The organism is Winogradskyella sp. PC-19, from assembly GCF_002163855.1.
Lineage (GTDB): Bacteria > Bacteroidota > Bacteroidia > Flavobacteriales > Flavobacteriaceae > Winogradskyella.
The window spans coordinates 2,020,712-2,036,742 of the sequence record NZ_CP019332.1; the positions used below are offsets into that span (position 1 = coordinate 2,020,712).

General features: G+C 34.6%; 16 protein-coding genes. 1 reads left to right on the top strand and 15 read right to left on the bottom strand.

Annotation, left to right across the window (positions count from 1 at the left end; all coding sequences use genetic code 11):
• Window positions 1–6 precede the first annotated feature (6 nt).
• The 3 genes from BTO05_RS09240 to BTO05_RS09250 form a co-directional block, all read right to left on the bottom strand.
• Window positions 7–909: a type IX secretion system membrane protein PorP/SprF gene (locus tag BTO05_RS09240; RefSeq protein ID WP_087492393.1), complete on the bottom strand. Its 903-nt coding sequence runs from the start codon at window positions 907–909 to the stop codon at window positions 7–9.
• A 42-nt stretch (window positions 910–951) separates the two neighbouring features.
• The gene (locus BTO05_RS09245) at window positions 952–3,315 is read right to left on the bottom strand and encodes a gliding motility-associated C-terminal domain-containing protein (RefSeq protein ID WP_087492394.1); all 2,364 of its coding nucleotides are present in this window, start codon (window positions 3,313–3,315) and stop codon (window positions 952–954) included.
• A gap of 115 nt (window positions 3,316–3,430) precedes the next feature.
• The gene (locus BTO05_RS09250; RefSeq protein WP_087492395.1) at window positions 3,431–4,375 is read right to left on the bottom strand and encodes an endonuclease; all 945 of its coding nucleotides are present in this window, start codon (window positions 4,373–4,375) and stop codon (window positions 3,431–3,433) included.
• A gap of 72 nt (window positions 4,376–4,447) precedes the next feature.
• Here BTO05_RS09250 and hflX point away from each other — a divergent pair, with 72 nt between their 5' ends.
• Window positions 4,448–5,659 carry a GTPase HflX gene (gene hflX / locus BTO05_RS09255; RefSeq protein WP_087492396.1) on the top strand — a complete coding sequence of 404 codons (1,212 nt, stop codon included), beginning with the start codon at window positions 4,448–4,450 and terminating at the stop codon, window positions 5,657–5,659.
• Window positions 5,660–5,710: 51 nt separating this feature from the next.
• Here hflX and BTO05_RS09260 read toward each other — a convergent pair whose 3' ends face one another.
• The 12 genes from BTO05_RS09260 to sufB all read right to left on the bottom strand — a co-directional run bounded on the left by BTO05_RS09260 (window position 5,711) and on the right by sufB (window position 16,014).
• On the bottom strand, window positions 5,711–6,619 hold the full coding sequence (locus BTO05_RS09260; RefSeq protein ID WP_087492397.1) for a DUF3078 domain-containing protein: 909 nt from the start codon (window positions 6,617–6,619) through the stop codon (window positions 5,711–5,713).
• A gap of 97 nt (window positions 6,620–6,716) precedes the next feature.
• Window positions 6,717–7,226, bottom strand: a complete 510-nt coding sequence (locus BTO05_RS09265; RefSeq protein ID WP_087492398.1) for a DUF2480 family protein — start codon at window positions 7,224–7,226, stop codon at window positions 6,717–6,719.
• On the bottom strand, window positions 7,226–7,552 hold the full coding sequence (locus BTO05_RS09270) for an iron-sulfur cluster assembly protein (RefSeq protein WP_087492399.1): 327 nt from the start codon (window positions 7,550–7,552) through the stop codon (window positions 7,226–7,228). The genes BTO05_RS09265 and BTO05_RS09270 overlap by 1 nt, the downstream gene beginning before the upstream one ends.
• Window position 7,553: 1 nt before the next feature.
• Window positions 7,554–7,976, bottom strand: a complete 423-nt coding sequence (locus BTO05_RS09275) for a SufE family protein (RefSeq protein WP_087492400.1) — start codon at window positions 7,974–7,976, stop codon at window positions 7,554–7,556.
• A 34-nt stretch (window positions 7,977–8,010) separates the two neighbouring features.
• The gene (locus BTO05_RS09280; protein WP_087492401.1) at window positions 8,011–8,526 is read right to left on the bottom strand and encodes a hypothetical protein; all 516 of its coding nucleotides are present in this window, start codon (window positions 8,524–8,526) and stop codon (window positions 8,011–8,013) included.
• A 104-nt stretch (window positions 8,527–8,630) separates the two neighbouring features.
• The gene (locus BTO05_RS09285; RefSeq protein WP_087492402.1) at window positions 8,631–9,704 is read right to left on the bottom strand and encodes a zinc metalloprotease; all 1,074 of its coding nucleotides are present in this window, start codon (window positions 9,702–9,704) and stop codon (window positions 8,631–8,633) included.
• A 160-nt stretch (window positions 9,705–9,864) separates the two neighbouring features.
• Entirely contained in the window at window positions 9,865–11,103 is a 1,239-nt protein-coding gene (locus BTO05_RS09290) for an aminotransferase class V-fold PLP-dependent enzyme (RefSeq protein WP_087492403.1), read from the bottom strand.
• Window positions 11,104–12,417 (bottom strand): Fe-S cluster assembly protein SufD, encoded by a 1,314-nt coding sequence (gene sufD, locus BTO05_RS09295; protein ID WP_087492404.1) that lies wholly within the window; start codon window positions 12,415–12,417, stop codon window positions 11,104–11,106. It lies immediately after the preceding gene.
• A gap of 77 nt (window positions 12,418–12,494) precedes the next feature.
• Entirely contained in the window at window positions 12,495–13,247 is a 753-nt protein-coding gene (sufC, locus tag BTO05_RS09300; RefSeq protein WP_087492405.1) for a Fe-S cluster assembly ATPase SufC, read from the bottom strand.
• A 4-nt stretch (window positions 13,248–13,251) separates the two neighbouring features.
• Window positions 13,252–13,671, bottom strand: a complete 420-nt coding sequence (locus tag BTO05_RS09305) for a hypothetical protein (protein WP_232459726.1) — start codon at window positions 13,669–13,671, stop codon at window positions 13,252–13,254.
• Entirely contained in the window at window positions 13,671–14,552 is an 882-nt protein-coding gene (locus BTO05_RS09310) for an N-acyl homoserine lactonase family protein (protein ID WP_087493323.1), read from the bottom strand. Before BTO05_RS09310 ends, BTO05_RS09305 begins: the two co-directional genes overlap by 1 nt.
• Before the next feature lie 13 nt (window positions 14,553–14,565).
• Window positions 14,566–16,014: a Fe-S cluster assembly protein SufB gene (gene sufB / locus BTO05_RS09315; RefSeq protein ID WP_087492406.1), complete on the bottom strand. Its 1,449-nt coding sequence runs from the start codon at window positions 16,012–16,014 to the stop codon at window positions 14,566–14,568.
• Window positions 16,015–16,031 lie beyond the last annotated feature (17 nt).

The following is a 16,031-nucleotide window of genomic DNA, read 5'->3' on the forward strand; positions in this document are numbered from 1 at the left end:
AACTGGTTAGAAATATCTTGGTGAACGTGAAGCACGTTTAGAGAAATTTAGATCGAATAATAACATAACCTCATGAGATGCAGGAGCAAATGCATTAATATCTGATGATACAGCATCGTAGGCATACCCAATTCTCAATGATGGTGAAATAGCAAAGTTTACAAGACCAGAAAACGAATCGTCTAATCTGTATGATGCACCAATCTCAAACTTCTTATAAAATCTTGCATTTAGATTAACATCAAATGATGTTGGTGCATCAAAAGCAGATTTTACTAAAAATGATGGCTTTAATTCTGTATTAGCAGATAAGTCAAACACATAGCCACCTGACACAAAATAGTGTTGTGTTTCTGAGCCAATATTGTTTCCGTTCTGGCTTAAATGTACTGACGATAACATGTTTGGCACTGAAACAGACAAATAGTATTTGTCTGAATAGTAAAATACACCAGCACCAATGTTTGGTGTCGTTTCATTTATATTTTGAAAAAACGGGTCGTTAGGGTTAATAAGTGCGATATTTGCTAATCCTATATCGTGAAATGTTGCACCAGCTTTAAGACCAAAAGCCAGATTATGTTCGCCTCCGAGTTTTAACTTGTATGAAAAATCTACATAGGCGTTTGTTTCTTTTACTGGACCAAGCTGGTCAGCAATAACAGAAAGTCCTAGCCCCATATTATTACCAATACGAGAATGACCAAAAAAGGTACCTGTTTCTGGAGCGCCATCTATTTTTGTCCATTGGTTTCTGTACAACAAACCAAAAGATAAGCTTTCGGTTGAACCAGCATATGCAGGATTAATGATATTCATATTATACATATACTGTGTATACTGTGCGTCTTGCTGCCCTTGCATTTTAAATGCTAAGCACAAAATCAATATTATAGTGAGTTTTTTCATTGAATACGGTTTAAATTTTATTTGGCTTTTGGAGAAAATCAATTAGCGTTGTATATATATCCATCCATTTCGGGTTTCATTATCTGCTAATCGAGCAACATAGAAATAGGTGCCTACAGGTAACTCTCCACTACTTGATTGTCCAACCCATTCATTGGTGTAATTGGTTTTTTTATAGACGGAGCGTCCTTGTCTATTGAAGATTTCGATTTCTAAAACATTAAAAGCTGATAAGTCAAAAGTGTCATTCATAGAATCGCCATTAGGAGAAATACCTTCTGGAAATATACACATGGCATTACTAACCATTGTTGAAACAGTATATACACAACCTTCAGCGGTTGTAATATCTACAAAATATTCGCCATCCTCTGTTGCAGTAAACGTGCTTGAGGTATTGTCGACTGTACTTGCACCAATAGGGCCAGACCATTCATAAGTAACTGTATTTGGGTCATAACTATCATTAATTGGAGATATAGTAATCATATAATCATTTCCATCGCAACCTTGATCAAAAGCTACAAGGCTTGTGTCAAAAGAAGTAACACTTAGGTCAAAGTTTCCTGTAGAAAAACAATCAGGACTTATATCATTCACTAATCTGAAATAAATGGTTTGAGGATTAGATAGATTTTCGTAATTATCTGGATTAGGAATTGAATTTACATCATTATCGGCATCAGACTGAGATTCATAATACGTAACAGACAAGTCTGTTTGACCATTAAATATGGCATCATTTTGAGATGTTAAATCAAAAAAAGCATTGCCATTTGCGTTTTCGCAATTCACTAAATTTTGAAGAATTCCTGCTTGTGGAGTTTGATCAATTACAGATACTGTAACGTCATCAGTAACTGTAGTTTCAATACCATTAGCATTGGTGTAAGTGACTGTCGCTGAGTAAACGGTAGTTTCTGTAGGGCTTACTGTAATATCTGTATCGTTTCCTAATGATGTTCCTTGGTCATCAAACCACTCAAAAACATAGTTTGGTGCGCCGTCTGGGATAAATCGCCACAACTCTTGAAAAGACACGACCCAATCACCAGTGTTTCTTCCTGCAGGAGTATAGCCAACTGTTCCAGATGCGTTTTGTACACCAACAACAGCGAGACCATCATTCCAGGTTTGACACGTAGGTTTTTCTTCGATAATAACATCAATTACGTTTGATGCTTCGTATAAGATGATTTGTGAAGTCGTTAATAATTCGTTACAACTAAAATGAGGAACGTGAACAAAACTAACTTTAAATTGACGCTGTGGAGCAACACCGACAGTTGTAAATTCTATCTGTCCACCTTCACTTGGATCGATATCATGATAAGGTCCAAAAATAGCATTAGTTGGTAAATCTGGTGTTGGTAATAATTCGTCTGGTTCAAAACTCCAAGGGCAAAAATCTCCTGCTAAACTTGTGTCAAATCCGATTAGGCCGTTTGCACCGACAACAACTTGGTTATAAGTAATTCCAAAAAACTCAAATTCGAAACCTAAGTCGATAGGTTGAGACCAGCGGTCATCGATATTTAAACCAGTTGGTGTGCCATCTAAGTTTGCTAACGGGCATTCAAAATCGTCAATTATATAAACGCTAGTATTTGAAGTTAAAGCACTTGGCATAAAAGTTGCCGAAAGGTCTATCTCTTCAATATCACTAGCACAACCAAATACCGCATCTGGTCCAGCATTCACAATATCACATTCTTGTTGTGGACAAAATGCTTGCGATAGCACACCACTTTCTAGAATACAATTGATATCATCAGCATCTTCTACAGTAACATTGACTTCAGTACCGTTTGGAAAAGGACCAAAAGTAAATGAGCCAGCAACAGTTGTAGTCTGAACTGGGCTATTTTGGTCATCAAGTATATTAATACTTTCTGCGTCACCAACATCTGTGACTATAACGTCTATAAAAAATTCTTCATTTCCATTAGCGCAATTACTTACTATATCATAAGCAGCCGTTGGAGACACACATGTTACGCATCTGTAGTTAATTTCCCAAGGCGTAAATGTAGTACTCGATTGACAGCTTATACTTCCATCACTATCAACTTCAATAAAAAGAGAATCACCTGTTGATTGAAAATTAAGACCTGCTAAATCACCTCCATTATCACCACTAAATAAAACAGTTCCAGTATTATCAGCACTGTCATAAACGGTGATATCGTCAAAACCGCTTTCAATAGAACCAGCAAGGAATTCCAGAAAAACAGGAACACCAGTAGTTGAGGTAAATGTGTACGTCGAATTGTCATTGCTGTCGTAACAGTAGCTAAATATATCTGAACCAGCAGCACAGTCTACATCAAAGACAAGGTTTTGTGCATCTAGAGTCTGAAAATTACCAACTAAAATGATAAAAAAGTAAAGTAAAAATGATTTCATAAAAATCTAAATTTGGCTATTAGACTAGCGAAGATAAATTTTTGTTAAAATTTTAACATAAAAGTTAAGATTAATAGGTGAAATACGGTTTTTACTCGATTAAATGTTAGTTTTTTTAGTCGTCTTCCTTTAGCTCTATGTATACAGGAAAATGATCGCTATAACCACCTTTGTAACGCTTACCAACATAAGTTCTAAAAGGCTGTCCTTTAAATTTTCCATGATATTGCGTCAAAAATTGTGAATTAAAAACCTTAGCTTCACTAAGATTAAATTGCGTTGATTTTGAATCAAAAAAGTTTGTAGAAATTAAAATCTGATCAAATAAGTGCCATTCAAAATTATGGTTTAGACTGCCTTTGTCCCGAGTGGATATTTTTTTGAAAGGATTATAAAGTTGTGACTCATTTTCGAGTGATAATAAGCTTTTATCATATGGTGTATCGTTAAAGTCACCCATTACAATTATTTTTGGGTCGTCATAATTTTTCTTTAAGATTTCGACAACTTGGTTTACGGTATTTGCAGCTGCTAGACGTTTGTGTTCTGTCTCTTTTTGTCCTTGGCGACGAGACGACCAATGGTTAACTACAATATGTATTTGTTCGTTATTAAGTCTTCCTGTGACCTGTAAGACATCTCTGGTATAATCACGACTGCCATCTTCTTTTGTAAGATATACTGCAAAAGCTTCAGAATGTGAAACTTCAAAAACATCTGTATTATAAATTAAAGCCACATCAATGCCGCGTTCATCTGAAGAATCATAATGTATGATATCATATTTATAATGCTTTAGATACTTGCTGTTAATCAAATCTTTAACAACGTGTTCATTTTCAACTTCAGCTAGACCAACTATTGCTGGCGGGCTATCTACATCGTCCTCTCCAATTTGCGAAATAACTTGGCCTAATTTACGAAGTTTATTCTCGTAACGTTTTGTCGTCCAACGTTTCACCGAAGTTGGTAAAAAGTCTTCATCATTAGTATGTTCGTCATCTTTAGTATCAAATAAGTTTTCGATATTATAAAATGCAATAGTATGTTTCTCACTCATGTTGCTAAAGATATAATTAATATGAATAATCTGATATGGTGTAATTACCTAAATTTGCACTTTATATAATTTATGTTAGAAAAAAAAGATATCAACCTCGAAAAGGTTGTACTTATAGGAATTGTTACCAAAGAACAAGATGAACAAAGCTCTAAGGAATACTTAGACGAGCTTGAGTTTTTGACGTTTACAGCAGGTGGAGAAGTGGTAAAACGCTTTACACAAAAACTAGATATGCCTAATCCAAAAACGTTTATTGGTACAGGTAAGATGAATGATGTGCAGGATTTTGTAAAAGAAAACGAAGTAGGTACTGTTATTTTTGATGACGAATTATCGCCTGCTCAAGAACGAAACATTAGTAAAATACTTAATTGTAAAATTTTAGATCGTACAAATCTCATTCTAGATATTTTTGCGCAACGTGCACAAACCAGTTATGCACGTACGCAAGTAGAATTGGCGCAATGTCAATACCTATTACCAAGATTAAAGGGTATGTGGACTCACCTTGAAAGACAAAAAGGTGGTATCGGTATGCGTGGACCGGGAGAAACAGAGATAGAAACAGATAGACGTATTGTACGTGATAAAATTTCGCTTCTAAAAAAGAAAATCAAGACCATTGACAAGCAAATGGCTGTGCAACGTGGTAACCGCGGAAAGCTAGTCAGAGTGGCTTTAGTTGGTTATACCAATGTTGGTAAATCTACTTTAATGAATGTGATTAGTAAGTCAGAGGTTTTTGCCGAAAACAAACTATTTGCAACGTTAGATACTACTGTACGTAAAGTGGTTATTGGTAATTTGCCATTCTTGGTTAGTGATACCGTTGGTTTTATTAGAAAATTACCAACGCAATTAGTAGAATCTTTTAAAAGTACTTTGGATGAAGTGAGAGAAGCTGATTTATTATTGCATGTTGTAGATATTTCGCATTCTAATTTTGAAGAACATATTGAATCAGTAAATCAAATTTTAGACGAAATTGAAAGTAAAGACAAACCAACCATTATGGTTTTTAATAAGATTGATGCATACGAAGCTGAGCCTTACGATGAAGAAGATTTAATTGTTGAGCGTACACCAGCCAATTATTCTATTAATGAGTGGAAACAAACATGGATGTCTAAAATTGGTGATAATGCGTTATTCATTTCGGCATTAAACAAAGAAAACTTAGACGAATTTAAAAAACGTGTGTATAAAGAAGTCCGTGAAATTCATGTGACACGCTTCCCGTACAATAATTTTTTGTATCCTGATGTTGAGGATATTCGGTAAATAAAAAAGGCGTCTTAATGAAGACGCCTTTTTTATTATTTTTCTATTTGTTTAGAAATTATAACTCATACCAATAGTATAATATGATTGTAGGTCGTTATCTGCATCGGGTAATGTTGTGCCTTCAAAATTAGCAGCTTCCTGTCTGTTGTTACGTAATCCAAAATCAAAACCAACACCAATACCTTTCCAAAGTGTATAACTAAAAGAATTTATCCATGTCCAGTTAGATAGGTCACTATCTTTATAGCTCTGAAACGCAGATAAGTTTGTTTTAAAGTTTACTTTACCGATCTGTTTTGTATAATCTGCGACGATTTTTGCACCAAAAGAAGAATCGAAAACAGTATCGCCAGAAGAAAATACAAAGTTGTAGTTAGCAGGGTGAATAACAACTACTAAATCCGTAATTGGTGTCCATGTAAAACCAACACCAACATCTAAATATCCAGGATCATTGAAGTTGTTTAAAATTGTTGTTCTGTATTCTACAAGACCTGAAACAGCCCATTTATCGTTTAATCTTTTACCATAAAGTGATGTTAAGTTAAAAACATCTGTTGTTGGCTCAAAATCGTCACTATCAGTGTCAATATCTTTGTTGTCTAATTTTGTCCAGTTTAAATTTACATTCAAACTATTTCTCCAAAAGTATTTGTCTTCAATTTTATTAGCGAAAGCATTTACTGTAAAACCAATACTACCTGAAGCGTTATTAGGAGCACCTTGCGCATACCAATTGCTAAAGTTAGATAAACTACCACCAATAGTACCAAAAGCACCTGTGCGCCAACCTGGTAGAGCATCTATTTCTGCTTGCAATGCATCAGCTTCTCCTTGATATTTGTCAGCTTCTGCTTGCTTTTCAGCTTTTTTTGTTTCTAATTCTTCTTTTGTTTGAGAGTACCCAAAGCTAATAGCAAACACCATGAGTAATGATAAAATAAATCTAGTTTTCATATGTATAAGTTGTTTATAAATTGATATGCAAATATATGCAATACTGTATTATTAGAATTTATTTAATGCCATTCGTATTTTAAAAAAACAGACGAAACTATCTTTTTTTTCGATAAAGAGGCACAGATGAGCAAGCTTCGCCAAACATCAAAGATTTTGCAATTGGTTTTAGTCTTTGAATGAGTAAGACTAAAGCATTTGAAGGAACAGGTTTGTTTGAACAGCCTTTTATAATTACTGGTAAATCTTTGTATGTTGAAACGTCTAAGTCAGAAATTATTTGGCTGTAGACTATAGATTCTAGATGCTCTAAATTACCAATAACACTCAATTTTGCTATATCTTGAAGTTGAACTGCAATAAGCATATATGCCCAATCTGGTACTATAGCATCAGTTGAACAATATAAAGCGACATAATTATCCTTGTATTGAGACCAATCATGATTAGAAACTGAAGCTCTAAAGTCTTTTTCAAGAAGGACAAGACCTTCTAGCAGCCAGTCTTTGATATCAAAAAGTACACGCTTGCCTTCAGGATAGAAATCCTCTAAATCAATAACTTGAAGTTTACTGCTCGCAACTCTATTTATAATTTCGCCTGCCATTACAGCATTCCTAATTCGAGTTTTGCTTCTTCACTCATTAATTCGTTAGACCATGGCGGGTCGAATGTTATTTCGACTTCAGCACCCTTTACTTCATTGATAGATTTTACTTTTTCTTCAACTTCTAATGGTAAGGTTTCTGCAACAGGACAGTTTGGAGATGTTAATGTCATTAATATTTTAACATCATAATCTTCGTTTACAAATACATCATAGATGAGTCCTAATTCGTATATATCTACTGGGATTTCAGGATCGTAAATAGTTTTTATAACCTTAACTATTTTTTCTCCTAATGCATTTGTATCTATAGTTGTATCGCTCATTTTAGTTTAATTGAGTTTGGTATGCGATAGCATACATTTTTAATTGTTTTATCATACTGACCAAGCCATTTGCTCTGGTAGGAGATAAATGTTCTTTTAATCCAATCTTATCTATAAAATCGGTATTTGCTTCAATGATAGCAGTAGGGTGTTGATTTGAAAACGCACGAATTAAAATGGCAATAATACCTTTTGTAATTATAGCATCGCTATCAGCAGTAAAAGCAATCTTATTGTCGTTCATATTGGCATGCACCCATACTTTACTTTGACACCCTTTAATAATATTATCTTCAGTTTTATGATCATCGTCAATAAGTGGTAAAGTTTTGCCTAAATCAATCATGTATTGGTAACGTTCTTCCCAATCCTCAAACATTGAGAATTCGTCAATAATTTCGTCTTGTATTTCCTGTATGGTCATCTTCAAAATTTGGTGCAAAGGTACAAAATCACTCTTATTTTTTATCCATATTAGCCATGGATAACAGTTTATTAACTAATTCTGATATCTCTTTTGGTGGGTTGCCATGATCAAATGTTGGTGTGAATTTTTCGACATCACCATTTCTTATAGTTAAAGTTGCGTGAGGTGCACCGTCGAAAGTATGTTTTTTTGATGGCGGTTCAATTTTTTGTAGACTTACTTTTTCTAAATCATTAAGCATGATTTTAATTTGATTCAAGTCTTCAGAGTTACATTTTACAGTAGTCATGTTTTTTAGATTACGATCATCACTGACTGAAATATTGCCATTAGATATAGATATGTGTCTAAAAAAACCTCTTGATATGGCTTGGTAAGTTATTGAACTGGTTTGATAATGTTTGCCAATATTAGATACTTTATCTGTTTGTTTTATTTCAGACATCTTTTCTTTTGTAACAGCCGTTTTAGATTTGTCAATTGATTTTTGTTGAGAATCACACGATGTACTAAGAAATACAATTAACAAGCTATATAAAATTTTCATATTGATTTGATTTTAAGTAAATATATTACAATTTGAATATATCAGAGATTATGCCAAAAAAAAGAGTGCCAATTGGCACTCTTTTTAATTCATATAAAAAATGATTAATTTCCTACTAATGCTGCACGAGCTCCACCTGGAGCAAAAACAGAACGCATTCTTGCTTTTTGCCCTTCGGTAAATAAGCCCATACAATCATCATCAGAGTAATCCATATAGTTTTCTACCATATCTGTAGACTTACAACTTCTTTCACTTAAATCACAACCATAGTTTGGTGCATCAGAAGAAGGTGTATCAGACACAAAATCATCTTGACGACATCTTCCATCTCCCCAAATATGACGTAAGTTCATCCAGTGACCTACTTCATGAGTTGTAGTACGACCACCATCAAAAGGTGCAGCAACAAAACCTGTAGTTCCAAAATATTGAGGAGACATCACAACACCATCCGTAGATGCATTTCCTCCAGGGAATTGTGCATAGCCTAAGATACCACCTCCAATATTAGCAATCCACATTGTTAGGTAACCTGGTTGTGCAGGATATGCTGCTTTTACAGCATTGTTTGTACCCCAAGCAGATGTTGAATTTGCTTGTCTGTCAACAACTTGTAAGTCAAAATTAATGTCAACGTCAGCACCTAATCCTTGAAATTCAGAACGAACGTCACTAAAATTAGTGTCATTAAAATCTGCATTCAATACTGCCATTTGAGAGTTAATCTGAGCAGAACTAATGTTTTGCTGACTGTTAGAGTATATTACGTAAATGTAAACAGGGATATTAAGTGTTCCTAAACCATCATCAATTGGCTCTCCACCGCCATCACCGCCGCCGTCACCACCACCTGGTCCACCGCCGTTTCCGTTTCCGCCGCCGTTTCCGCCTTTTGGTTTAGCATTAGCCATAAATTTTCTAGAACTTAACTCTATATCATACATTTTTTTGTACAATCCAGGATTTTCATCCAGTTGTCTGTTTAATACTTCCATAGAGCTACAATTTTTACCGTTTGCAACTCTAGCCGTTGTTCCATCATCGGTAGGATTTGTATACAGATAAAAATCGCTCATATCTACTTTTGCTTGCTCTTGCTCTAAACTGTTGTTGTCATCATTACAGCTAGTAAAAAGAAGAGCTAAAACAGCCATTCCAAAAATTGTTTTTTTCATTTTTTTGAGTGTTTTTTGTTAAAATTTTAACGAATATAAAAGAATTTGTTAATTTTTTAACAAATTAGTAGTGTTTATTTTAATTTTTCGATGAAATTCTAAAGGGTATAAAAAAAGCACCTCGAAAGGTGCTAAACATAATCGTATGTTAATCATTGAGTTAAGACAACATCATTACAGATTTTTTTAGTGCAGTAATAAAACTATCAATTTCCTCTTTAGTATTATAAAACATAAATGAAGCACGAACAGTACCTGGAATTTGGTAGAAATTCATGATTGGTTGGGCACAATGGTGTCCTGTTCTTACAGCTATACCCATTTTGTCTAAAATGGTCCCAATATCGTAAGGATGAATATTACCTACATTAAAAGAAATAACTGACGTTTTTTCTTTTGCTGTTCCGTAAATTTTTAAGCCTTCAATTTGCTGAAGTTGGTTTGTAGCGTATTCTAAAAGCTCATTTTCATAAGAAGCTATGGTGTCAAAACCAATGGCATTCATATAATCTAATGCAGCTCCGAAAGCAATACCACCACAGATATTTGGTGTTCCAGCTTCAAACTTATGAGGTAAGTCTGCATAGGTTGTTTTTTCGAAAGTAACCTCGGCAATCATTTCGCCACCACCTTGATATGGTGGTAATTTTTTTAGCCATTCTTGTTTTCCGTAAAGCATACCAACACCTGTTGGGCCACAAATTTTATGAGCAGAGCAGACATAGAAGTCGACATCTAAAGCTTGCACATCTGGTTTTATATGAGGACAAGATTGTGCACCATCAATTAAGACTGCTGCGCCTATAGCATGTGCTTTCTCAATGATATATTCTATGGGATTTATGGTTCCTAATGCATTAGATATATGATTGACAAAAACAAGTTTAGTATTCTCGTTTAAAAGCGCATCAAATTCACTTAAAATTAAGTCGCCATCAGTGTTCATCGGAATGACTTTCAATGTCGCTCCTGTACGTTCGCAAAGCATTTGCCAAGGCACAATATTACTATGATGCTCTAAAGCCGAAACAATAACTTCGTCACCTTTTTTTAATAAAGACGAAAAGCCATTAGCAACTAAATTAATACCATGAGTTGTCCCAGAGGTATAGATAATTTCGTGACTGTGAGCAGCATTAAAATGCTTTTGAATCCTTATTCGTGCTTGCTCGTAAGCGTCTGTTGCTTCTTGACTTAATGCATGTACACCACGATGAATATTAGCATTATAGTTACTGTAATAATCTACAATAACATCAATAACCTGTTGTGGTGTTTGAGATGTTGCAGCATTATCAAAATAAATAAGAGACTTGCCATTAATTTCTCGATTGAGAATAGGGAAGTCTTTTCTTATGGCTTCTACATCAAAAGTTATATGTTTTTGAGTGGTACTCATTTACAAATCAAACCCAATATTAACGCCTAGTTTCTGAGCGATTAATTTTGTTATTCTACTTTTTATTTCTGGTATTGCAACAGAATCTAAAACGTTGTTACTAAACGCATACATTAATAATCCGCGTGCTTCTTTTTCAGGGATACCACGAGAACGTAAGTAAAACATGGCGCTTTCGTCGAGTTGTCCAATAGTACAGCCATGTGTACATCTAACGTCATCAGCAAAAATTTCGAGCTGAGGTTTTGTGTTTATTGTTGCTTTATCGCTAATTAAGATATTGTTATTAGCCTGAAAAGCATTTGTCTTTTGAGCTTCTTTTTCTACAACTACTTTACCATTAAAAACACCAGTAGAGTTAGCATCATAAATACCTTTGTAATCTTGGTGACTCTCGCAGTTAGGTTCTATATGGTGAACTAAAGTATTATGGTCTACATGCTGCTTGTCTCCTATGATTGTAATACCTTTCATAGTAGAGTCGATTCGCTCACCGTTTTGATAAAAATTAAGGTTGTTACGTGTTAATTTTCCACCGAAAGAAAAGGTTTGTACTTTGGCTAAACTTTGATCCTTTTGATTAACAAATGTACTATCTATAAGTGTCGCTGATTGTTTGTCATTTTGAATTTTGTAGTAATCTACAATTGCACGTTTATTGGCAAAAATTTCAGTAACGCTATTTGTTAAAACAGGATTTTCAGTTAAACTTTGATGACGCTCAATAATTTGAACATGAGAGTTTTCATCTACCACAATTAAGTTTCTTGGTTGAAGCATTAATGCTGCTTCTTTACCTGTCGAAAAATGAATGATTTGTATAGGTTTTTCAACAACTTTATTTTTTGGAATATGTATGTAAGCACCTTCAGAACAAAATGCAGTATTTAATGACGATAAGCCGTCTTTTGTAGCTATTTTATTGAAGTAATTATCAATAACTGGCTTGTATTTTGGCTTACTTAATGCAGATGACATTAAACAAACATCGATACCATCGTGAGTAGTCGCAGATAAATGCGAAGAATACTTGCCATCTACAAATATGATTTTATAGGCATCAATATCGTGAATAAAGTATTTTTTTATGTCCTTGTAATCTAAAGCACCAGTTTCTTCAGGAAATAATTTAAAATCATTTTTTAAAATAGATTTTAAAGAGGTATACTTCCAAGCTTCTTGCCTTTTATGAGGAAACCCTTCAGCTTCAAACGTTTTAATAGCATCAATTCTAATATCATGTATTGGCGAATCTACATCGATTGTATTTTCGAAAGCCATGAAAGACGATACTAATTTTTCTTTTAATTCCATATAAATAGTTGTTAGTCGTTTACTTTGTAGTCTTCAGATGCGTACTGCATACAAATGACCGTGTCTTGCAAACGGACTTACGCGTTTATTTCTTCTTTAATCCAATCGTAACCTTTAGCTTCTAACTCATGAGCTAATTCTGCAGTCCCTGATTTTACGATACGTCCATTGTGTAATACGTGAACGTAATCAGGTACGATATAATCTAACAAACGTTGGTAGTGTGTAATAACGATTGTTGCGTTATCTTCAGATTTTAGTTTGTTTACACCATTTGCTACAATACGGAGTGCATCGATATCTAAACCAGAATCAGTCTCATCAAGTATAGCTAATTTAGGCTCAAGCATGGCCATCTGAAAAATCTCGTTACGTTTTTTCTCACCACCAGAAAACCCTTCGTTTAATGAACGTGATAAAAACTTACGATCGATTTCTAATAGTTCAGATTTTTCGCGGATAAGCTTCAGCATTTCGTTAGCTGGCATATCTTCTAGACCTTTGGCTTTACGTGTTTCGTTAATTGCAGTTTTCATAAAGTTAGTGACAGACACTCCAGGAATCTCTACAGGATACTGAAATGACAAAAAGACACCTTTATGAGCACGCTCTTCGGCGCCTAACTCCTCAATATCTTCGCCTTCTAGAAAAATTTCTCCTTCGCTAACTTCGTAATCTTCTTTACCTGCAATCACAGATGCCAAAGTACTTTTGCCAGAACCGTTTGGTCCCATAATAGCGTGTACTTCTCCGGGTTTTACTTCGAGGTTGATACCTCTTAATATTGGTTTGTCCTCAACACTTGCATGAAGGTTATTTATCTTTAACATAGTCTTAATTTTCTATTTTAATAACGTCGTTTTGTTCTGGGTTAGGTGCTTCGACCTTAATTATTTCTTTTATTTCCACATGAAATTTCCATGTGTTTTCTTTATTACTTTCAAAGCGTCTTACTCTTACAGTAACAGGAATCATATCGGTATCTTCTTTTTTGAAAGCCTTTACTTTTTCGTTTAGGGCTTTCATGTTGTCATCGACAACTACACCGTAAATTGTATTATTTGCTGTTTGTATTACCGCGGCGTTTTGACCTTGGTCATATATAAAGTCACCTTTTAGAGTAACTAAACCATCATTTTGGTCGTAAGATTTTGATTCAGATTCTTCAATAGTCGAAGCCTCAGTTTTTGAATCATTTTTACATGAAATAAAAACGCTTGCACAAATCAAAAGGGTAAAAACTTTTTTCATCATTAGTCTAGGTACTTTGGGTATTTTGGTAATCTATTAAAATCATCTTGGCTATGCTGAATGTAAACATCAGCATCGTTTTCTTTTGCAAAAGCTTCAAAAGCATCCATGCTTTTTAAAGTCATGTCTACATCAAAGTTAAAGCTAGGGACACCACGCGAATCTCTATTTTCTTGGAAGTGATACAAATCACCAGTTAGCAAAATGTTACCGGCATTCTCTAGCTTTAAAAACAATACCTGATGTCCTGGCGTATGACCAGGCATTGACTTGATGATAACTGACCCATCACCAAAGACATCGTAATCACCATTAAGCTTTTTTACTTTACTCAAAGGTGCAATTGCTGGGTAATTATCTCCATTTTTTTGTTCTTCGCTAGTTATGAAGTTGTATTCTGTTTCCTGAACCAACCAAGTCGATTCCGTAAATTTTGAAGCAGAACCAGTGTGGTCAAAATGAGTGTGTGAAACTGCAATAAAATCGAAATCTTTAGGCGTTAATTTCAGTTCTGCTAATTGAGAGACTACAGAGTCTTTTCGTGACACAGTAAAGGCACCATTTGGTGTTGTAAAAGGCTCTTGACCAACAAGACTTTCAGCTAAACCAGCATCCCATAATAGTCGTCCTTTTGGATGTTCAATAACATAATATGCATCTGCAAATGTCTTTGTTTGACCTGTGTAAGTTGTGTCTTGAGAGAATACCTCAAGCATATTTACCTTTACAGTTCCGCCATCAAGAGCATAAAGTTTCACACCTTGCTTCTTGTTAGCTTCAGCTTCTTTTTGAGCTTCATTATAGCCGTCTTTGTAACCTTCTTTAAAGTCTTTACAAGAAGAGAAAATTAGTAAAACTAAGAGTAGAACGATTACTTTTTTCATAATTATAAATGTTTTATCCAACAGAACCTTCTAAAGAAATTTCCAATAATTTTTGAGCCTCAACAGCAAATTCCATTGGTAATTTGTTCAATACCTCTTTACTAAATCCGTTAACAATAAGTGCAATGGCCTTTTCAGTATCGATGCCTCGTTGATTACAATAAAAAATTTGGTCTTCACCAATTTTACTTGTTGTTGCTTCATGTTCTATTTGTGCTGACTTGTTTTTTGCTTCGATGTACGGGAATGTATGAGCCCCACATTCGTTACCCATTAATAAACTATCACATTGTGAGAAGTTACGAGCATTTTCTGCACGAGAGCTAATTTGTACCAATCCACGATAAGAGTTTTGAGATTTACCAGCAGAAATTCCTTTTGAGATTATAGTCGACTTGGTATTTTTACCCAAGTGAATCATTTTTGTTCCTGTATCTGCTTGCTGGTAATTGTTGGTTACTGCTATCGAATAAAATTCACCTATAGAGTTGTCTCCTTTTAATACACAAGACGGATATTTCCATGTTACTGCGCTACCTGTTTCTACTTGTGTCCATGATATTTTTGCGTTTTTTTCGCAAAGTCCACGCTTAGTTACAAAGTTAAAAACACCACCTTTTCCTTCTGCATTTCCTGGATACCAGTTTTGCACGGTACTGTATTTTATTTCGGCATCATCAAGAGCAATAAGCTCTACAACGGCAGCATGTAATTGGTTTTCATCACGACTAGGTGCTGTACAGCCTTCTAAGTACGAGACATAACTACCTTCGTCAGCAATAACTAAGGTTCTTTCGAATTGACCTGTACCGGCTTGATTAATTCGGAAATACGTAGATAATTCCATTGGGCAACGCACACCTTTTGGTATATAGCAAAAACTACCATCAGAAAAAACAGCAGAATTTAAAGCAGCATAGAAATTATCTTTTGTAGGAACTACAGTACCTATGTGTTTTTTTACTAATTCTGGATATTCTTTAATAGCCTCGGAAATACTCATAAAGATAATTCCTTTTTCAGCAAGTGTTTTTTTGAATGTTGTTGCAACAGAAACTGAATCGACAACAACGTCCATTGCTACATTAGCTAGTTTTTTTTGCTCGTCAATTGAGATGCCGAGTTTTTTAAAAGTGGCTAAAAGTTCTGGATCAACTTCGTCTAGGCTATCGTATTTAGGTTTGCTGTTTGGTGCAGAGTAGTATGAGATAGATTTAAAGTCTGGCTTTTCGTAATTTACATTGGCCCATTCTGGCTCAATCATTTCTTTCCAAACTTTAAAAGCTTCAAGACGCCATTCGGTCATCCATTCTGGCTCTTCTTTCTTTTTAGAAATTGCTCTAACTATATCTTCGTTAAGACCAACAGGGAAAGTTTCAGAATCGATATCTGTATAAAAACCATATTCGTATTCTTTGGTTTTTAATTCTTCTCTTAAATCGTCTTCAGTATATTTTGACATAATGTTTTTTTTAAAGT